Raw genomic sequence first — 6,848 nt, forward strand, 5'->3', positions numbered from 1 at the left:
TCCGATCTATTTATCTGCATCTATATAGGATTTGATAAAAATGTCCGGATACTCGCCGCTATTGAGCACCAGATTCCGCTTCTCCTCCAGATCCGCGCCCAGCACATTGGTGAACTCTATATTGATATTGGCATCCACCAGGGATTTCTGCATGGCGATGTTGTCCGTCAGAGTGTAATCGCCGTTCATCCCGGCGAAGGCGGTGAAGGTCATGGTCTCCGCCAGCGGGAAGGTGATGGTATCGGAAGTGTTTTCCTCCTCTGCCCCCCCGGGCTCGTCCTCTGCATTTCCTTCCTCCGGGCTCTCCTCCTTTGCAGCGGATGAGCTTTCTTCTGCGGAAGACTTGTCATTTCCCGCACTGCTCCCCTGGGAATCCTTGCCGCCGCAGCCTGTCAGCGCGGAGAGCGACAGAGCCGCCGTCATCGTCAGCGCAATTACTTTTTTGGACTTCATAACTTCCTCCTTACTTCTGTGTTGCTTTCACAGCGTGTTGCTTTGCCTTGTGGCTCCATTTGATTCCGTGCCCTTATCTGCGTCCAGCAGGGCAGTTCCACTCAATCAGCGCTTGTCTTGTGCGAATCTGCCTGTATTATATATTCTGCACATTTTTCCGGCAAGAAACACTTCTCCAATGCCACAGATTGAACAAATGGGCTGCCGGACGCTTTGCCTGTCTGTGCTGTGGCACCGGAGAATCCCGGAAAAAGAGGGGAGGAATGCTGCGCAAGATACATTATTTCAGTTTATGGCACATCTCTTCAATGGCCGGTTCCGGCCGGTTTTTCCTTCCGCGGAGGGTCCTGGCACCAAAAAAGGCTGCAGCCCCTACAGGCTACAACCTCTGCATCATCTGTAAAAATTCAGAACATCTGCATCCCGACGAATTCCTCGAACCGCGGCAGGGCAAAGGAGATTTCGCCGTATCTGCCCGTATCCAGGACGCCCTTGCGCCTTAGGCGGTCTCTGTATACCGAGAAGAGGCCTGACGTCATGCCGCAGCGGCCTCTGATTTCTTTGACCTTCTTCTCTCCGCTCTCAGCCATCACAGCCAGCACCTTTTTGTCCAAATCGGAGAGCTCAGACCAGATTTTGCTGTATACATATTCGTCAAGATACTGGTCATATTCCGGCAGAATCCCCTCTACCGTCCCAGCTTCCCTGTTCTCCCAGTACAGATACCCCAGCACCTGGAATGCAAAGGGATATCCCCTGGTCAGTCTGGCCATCCTCTCCGCCGCTTCCATGTCCAGCCCGAAGGTATCCATATACCTTTTCCGCACCGCAGTGAAGTTCAAAGCCCCCAGCATTATCTTGGGCGCTCTATATAAAAAGGTAAGGGACTTCTCATTCTGCAGTTCATAGATATTTTCAAACAGGCCCGTCATCAGCAGAAAAATGGGATAGTCCTGCCGCAGGAAAATCTGGAAGGAGCTGGCGAATATCCTGATGTAGCTGCAATTTGTAACCTCATCGATTGCAATCAGCAGCCTCCTGTCCCTCTTCTGAACCTCTGCCAGCATCAATTCAATGGCATTCTCAATATCCGTGACCGGAACGGCATTTTCCAGGGATACACCCAGCCCGAACGCGGAAAAATCCAGCTTCGCCTGTAGGAACGCCGAATGCATCTCCGGCAAGCTGTACAGTTTCGCGGCCAGGCTCTGGAGGAGATCTCTGTTGGGATTCAGCTCCAGCACGATCCAGCCTTCTTTTTTCCTGATTTCATCGGCAATGCCGGTCATCAGGACAGTCTTACCGGATCCTCTGACCCCCGTGATCATGTATATCTGATTGGATGGCCTTTCCGCAGTGAAATTCTCAATGATTTCAGCGGTCTGCGGGATACGGGATATATATTGCAATGGCTTTTTTCCGAAAGACAGCGTAAATGGATTGTTCATGGCGGCCTCTTATATATACTGCTTAACGATTTCACTTGCCGTGAAACCAGACTGCATAACGCTGACTGGTTCATTCGCATGATTACATTAGGCAGCATTCAGCGTTATGCAGTATAACTTTACTATTTTTATATAACTCTATATAACATTATATAACTTTGCATCTATTATATAACCTTATATAACTTCGTGTCAACCCAAATCCATAAGAAAACCGGGAACCTGTCTCCAGATTCCCGGCCTGTGGCTCACCATATGCTTCAGCCTACCTTCTCCCTGACAAGAAAAGGCTCTATCCCTTCCAGGATCGCCCTGTCGTCAGAATCCCATATCAGGCGCTGTGGCTGCGCCAAATCAAGGGCGAATACGCCCAGAATCGATTTCGCGTCCACGATACGGCGGCCGGAGCCCAACTCGAAATTGGCGTCTGCCATACTGACTGTATTCACGAAATCCCTCACCTGATCCACATCCTCGAACTTAACAACTGCCTGCTGCATAATCCGTACCTTTCCTCGCCTTTCTCCGGAGCGTCCCTCCGATTATTTCTTTTCTGAGGAAAAATCATATATCAGGTTCTTCTTTTTGTAAATTGTCGTTTTCCATAATCTTTTCAGATTATTTTGTGTATTTTCATGGATCCGTTTCCACCGTTTATGCAGACTGCCCAGCAGGCATTGTCCATTGAAATCCCGTGTATGTCACTATGAGATAAAGTAAAGTCTACGGACGATGCGAGGCCCCGGCTGGAGCCTCAAAGCGGCTTCCTGGCAGGAATCCGGAGCCGCTTCCCGGAAACGCAACCTGCCCCAGATTCTCACCCCAACGTATCCCGGTACACCCGCAGCACGTTTCCATAGAAAATCCTGTCCAACTGATCCTGGGTAAATCCGGCCCCATGGAGGGCCTCCCAGAGCCTCTCCATGCCCTGGGCCCCGGGGAGCTGCGCGTGGGTGGGGATGCCGTCGAAATCGCTGCCCAGCCCCAGGACCTCAACGCCGCCCACCTTCGCGATGTGCTCCGCATGGCGCACCACCGCCGCGACGGTGCCGGGATTCTCCTCTCCCACCGGCTTCTCCTCCAGGAAGTCCGGGCAGAAGTTCAGCCCCATGACGCCTCCCCTGTCCGCCAGCTTCCTGATCATATCGTCCGTCAGGTTCCGCACGTTGGGGCACACCGCCCGGGCGTTGGAGTGGCTGGCCACGAAGGGTTTCCTCGTCACCTCCAGCACGTCCAGGAAGCCCGCGTCGGACAGATGGGACACATCTGGGATGATGCCCAGGCGCTCCATCTCCTCCACGAACTCCCTGCCCCGGGGGGTGAGGCCTCCCGTCACATTGGGGGTGTGCATGCAGGCGTCCCGGGCGGCCTGCACCGCCAGGCGCTGCTGCTCCCACCCTTCCGTTCCCGGCGTGCATTTGCGCAGCCTCTCCCCGGCCTCCTCCAGTCTCTCCCGCAGGAATCCATCGAAATTGGGATGTCCGATCTCATTGTCGAAATTCCAGGTAAGAGTTATCATCCGGACGCCCATGCGGTAGAGCTCGCCCAGCTTTTCCGGCTCCCCTTTGCACACGCCTCCCTCCTCCACGGTGAGCAGGGAGGAAATCTTGCCGGAGGCCTCATTGCGCCCGATGTCCTCATAGCGCAGCACCGGGGCCAGGATGTCCCGGTTGCGCTCCAGCTCCTCCAGATAGTATCGGTACATGGCGCACACCGCCTCCCAGGGATCCCCGCAGCTGCCCAGGGGGATGAACATGGCAAAATTCTGCAGCAGGTAATGGTTCTCCCGCAGCCGCTCCAAGTCGATGTGGCCGCTGTTGTGCCGCAGGGACTGGGGCTTCCCCTCTTCCTTCAGATGAAACAGTCCGCCAATCGTGTCGCAATGCATGTCTATGACTTTCATACTGACCTCCATTCCGCCGTCTTCGCCAACGGCCCAATCATAATCGGCCGGCCCATGCCGTGTCCTTTACGGCCGCGCCACGCTCCCGATATTGTTACAGCCCAGTCGGAGACTGAGCTGCAGCTTTAACGATATCCTTTTCTCATTTCGCCTGGGGCTTATCTTCCCTCACCGCGAAATCCGCCCCGGCCTATCTTCCCCTCACCGCGAAGTCCACCCCGGTATCGCTGGGCTTGTCGTCATCGAACTTGTAATCCTTTCCGGGAAGCACCGCGTTCAGGAGGATGCCCGTCAGCGCGCCCACGGCGATGCCGGAGAAGCTGATGTTCAGATCCCCGATGGCAAAGCCCACGGATCCCGCCGCGCTGTAGTTGATGCCGATGGACAGCACCAGAATCAATGCCGCGATGATGACATTGCGGGTCTTGGAGAAGTCCACCTGGGTCTCCACGATGTTGCGCACGCCCACCGCCGAGATCATGCCGTACAGCACCAGGGACACGCCGCCGCAGGTGGCGGTGGGCATGCAGCCGATGATCGCGGCGAACTTGGGCGAGAAGGAGAACAGGATCGCGAACACCGCTGCCATCCGTACTACAAGCGGGTCGTACACCTTCGTCAGCGCCAGCACGCCTGTATTCTCACCGTATGTGGTATTGGCCGGCGCCCCGAAGAGCGCGGCCATGATCGTGGCCAGGCCGTCCCCCAGAAGCGTCCGGTGGAGCCCCGGCTCCTTGATGAAGTTCTTCCCTACAGTAGAAGATATGGCGGAGACATCGCCGATATGCTCCACAATCGTGGCCAGCGCGATGGGCATGATCGTAATCACGGAAGTGATCAGCAGGGACGCGTCGCCCTCGGACAGCGCCCAGAAGGCCGTCTGGTTCCAGTGGATGGGCAGCCCGATCCAGCCCGCCTCCTTCACCGCGGTAAAGTCCACCCGGCCCATGACGGCCGCCAGCACATAGGAGCCAATCACGCCGATGATGATAGGCACGATCTTCACCATACCCCTGCCCCAGATGTTGCAGACGATCACCAACGCGATGGCCACGATGGCGATCAGCCAGTCGGAGGAGCAGTTGTCGATGGCGGACTGGGAAAGGGTCAGGCCGATGGCGATGATGATAGGCCCTGTCACGATAGGCGGGAAGAACCGCATCACCTTCCCGGTGCCGAAGAGCTTGATCAGAAGGGACAGAAGCAGGTACACCAGCCCCGCGCAGGCCACGCCGAAGCAGGCATAGGGCAGGAGCCTCGAATTGTCCGCCGCGTTCCCCGCAGCGTCCGTCATAGGCGCGATAGCCGCGTATCCGCCCAGGAACGCGAAGGAGGAACCCAGGAACGCGGGCACCTTCCCCTTGGTCAGCAAATGGAACAGCAATGTGCCCAGCCCCGCGAACAGCAATGTGGTGGACACGTCAAGGCCTGTCAGCATGGGCACCAGTATGGTGGCGCCGAACATGGCAAACATGTGCTGGACCCCCAGCACCAGTACCTTGGGCGCTCCCAGGGCCTTCGCATCATAGATGCAGGCGTCGCCGATGCCCTTACCGCCGACCCCGGAAGCCGTTTTCTTTTTCTCGCTCATGAACTCTTCCTCCTGTATCCGTCAGACAGATCTCCCCCACCTGACTCATTCTCTCCCCCGTGAGGGCTCTTGCCCACGGGGCTGCCCTGCCGAGGCCATTTCCCACAGGATCGTCCCGCCGGAGATATGCCCTCACACAGCGCGCCGGCAGGGCGCTCCACGCCGTCTTTCCCATGTCCCGCCCCGCGTATGGCTCCTCATAGCAAGAGGCTGCAGCCGCAAAACCACAACCTCTGACCATTATCATAATATTTCCCCATCCATCCGTCAAGAAAATTTCATAAAAACTGTGGACGAATTCATTAGAGCCCAGTCGGCCCGGAGGACCTTTGCCCGTATCCCCCGGGCCGCATGCACGCGCCCCTCACGGCAGCGATACCGCGTGTGTCTTCAAAAAGTCCTTCCAGATATCGATGTACACTGCCTTCAGATGCACCCCGTCAAAGGTGTAATCCGGTATCATGCCCCCGGTTTCGTCGCAGATCAGCGGATTCACGTCCAGGAAGAAGACATGCTCGTTGTCCGCCAGCCGGGCGATGCCCTCGTTGCGGGCGATGATGCCCTCGTTGTTGATATAATCCCCCTGCTCCGAGCGCTCCGTGGTCACCTTGATGATGGCCTGGAGATAGATGATGGCATCGGGCTGCAGCTCCCGCAGATGCGCCACCGCCGCCTCATAGGCCTCCAGGAAGGACTCCACAGTGCCCGTCCCCATCTCGTTGATGCCTATCATCAGGTAGATTTTGGCAAAGGAATTCTGCTGCAGGGCCTCCTCCACGGTAATCTTCCCGTCCTCGCCGGGCACGATTTCCGCCTCGAACATCTCGTACACCGTCAGCCCCGTGGAGGCATAGAATGCCGCCGTGTCCTCCAGGCCGCCGTACTCGAAGAGCCCCATGGTCCTGGAATCCCCGATGAACACCGCGTCCGCGAAATAATCGTCCTCCACGGTCATGTAGGCCGCCTCCCCGGGCCCGGAGGACGGCGATTCCCCCCCATCTTCCTGGGAAGGTTCCTGCGATTCCCCGTCAGGCGTTCCGGCCTGTCCCTCTCCCGGCTCCCCGGGGGCATCTCCTTCCGGAAGGCTCCCGGGCTCTCCGGGGACATGCTCTCCCTCCGGACTCCCGGAGCCGTTTTCCCCGTCCTGTCCGCCAGTGGGAGGCAGGGCCTCATTCCCGCTGCCAGAAGGCGTCCCCTGTCCGTCGGCCTCTCCGTCCCCTCTGTGGTCCCCGGAGGGCGCCGAAGCCGCGTCCGAACCCTCCAGGGCACCGTCAGAGGCGGCATTGCCGGATCCGCTCCCCGGTGCCGTGCCCTCCCCTTCCATGGCGCTTCCGTCCGCCGGATACGCATCCTTATACCAATTGTCATACCGAAGCTTCGCCTCCCGCAGAGGCTCCGCATAGACCTGCCATCCGTCCACGCAGGTCAGATATATCAGCCCCATGCCCAGCAG

At 57.6% G+C, this 6,848-nt stretch carries 6 protein-coding genes; all 6 read right to left on the reverse strand.

Features of this window, described 5'->3' with window-relative positions; genetic code table 11:
* Nucleotides 1–6: 6 nt before the first annotated feature.
* On the reverse strand, nucleotides 7–453 hold the full coding sequence (locus tag Q2B33_RS11540) for a hypothetical protein (protein ID WP_300914010.1): 447 nt from the start codon (nucleotides 451–453) through the stop codon (nucleotides 7–9).
* A gap of 407 nt (nucleotides 454–860) precedes the next feature.
* Nucleotides 861–1,901 carry an ATP-binding protein gene (locus Q2B33_RS11545; protein WP_300564011.1) on the reverse strand — a complete coding sequence of 347 codons (1,041 nt, stop codon included), beginning with the start codon at nucleotides 1,899–1,901 and terminating at the stop codon, nucleotides 861–863.
* A gap of 260 nt (nucleotides 1,902–2,161) precedes the next feature.
* Entirely contained in the window at nucleotides 2,162–2,401 is a 240-nt protein-coding gene (locus Q2B33_RS11550; protein WP_296455997.1) for an HPr family phosphocarrier protein, read from the reverse strand.
* A 317-nt stretch (nucleotides 2,402–2,718) separates the two neighbouring features.
* Complete coding sequence (locus Q2B33_RS11555; RefSeq protein WP_300564008.1) at nucleotides 2,719–3,804, reverse strand: dipeptidase; 1,086 nt, start codon at nucleotides 3,802–3,804, stop codon at nucleotides 2,719–2,721.
* 190 nt (nucleotides 3,805–3,994) lie between these two features.
* Entirely contained in the window at nucleotides 3,995–5,395 is a 1,401-nt protein-coding gene (locus Q2B33_RS11560) for a uracil-xanthine permease family protein (RefSeq protein ID WP_300564006.1), read from the reverse strand.
* A 364-nt stretch (nucleotides 5,396–5,759) separates the two neighbouring features.
* Nucleotides 5,760–6,839 (reverse strand): GDSL-type esterase/lipase family protein, encoded by a 1,080-nt coding sequence (locus Q2B33_RS11565; protein WP_300914011.1) that lies wholly within the window; start codon nucleotides 6,837–6,839, stop codon nucleotides 5,760–5,762.
* Nucleotides 6,840–6,848: the final 9 nt, after the last annotated feature.

This window comes from uncultured Acetatifactor sp., assembly GCF_948601915.1.
Taxonomy (GTDB): domain Bacteria; phylum Bacillota; class Clostridia; order Lachnospirales; family Lachnospiraceae; genus Acetatifactor.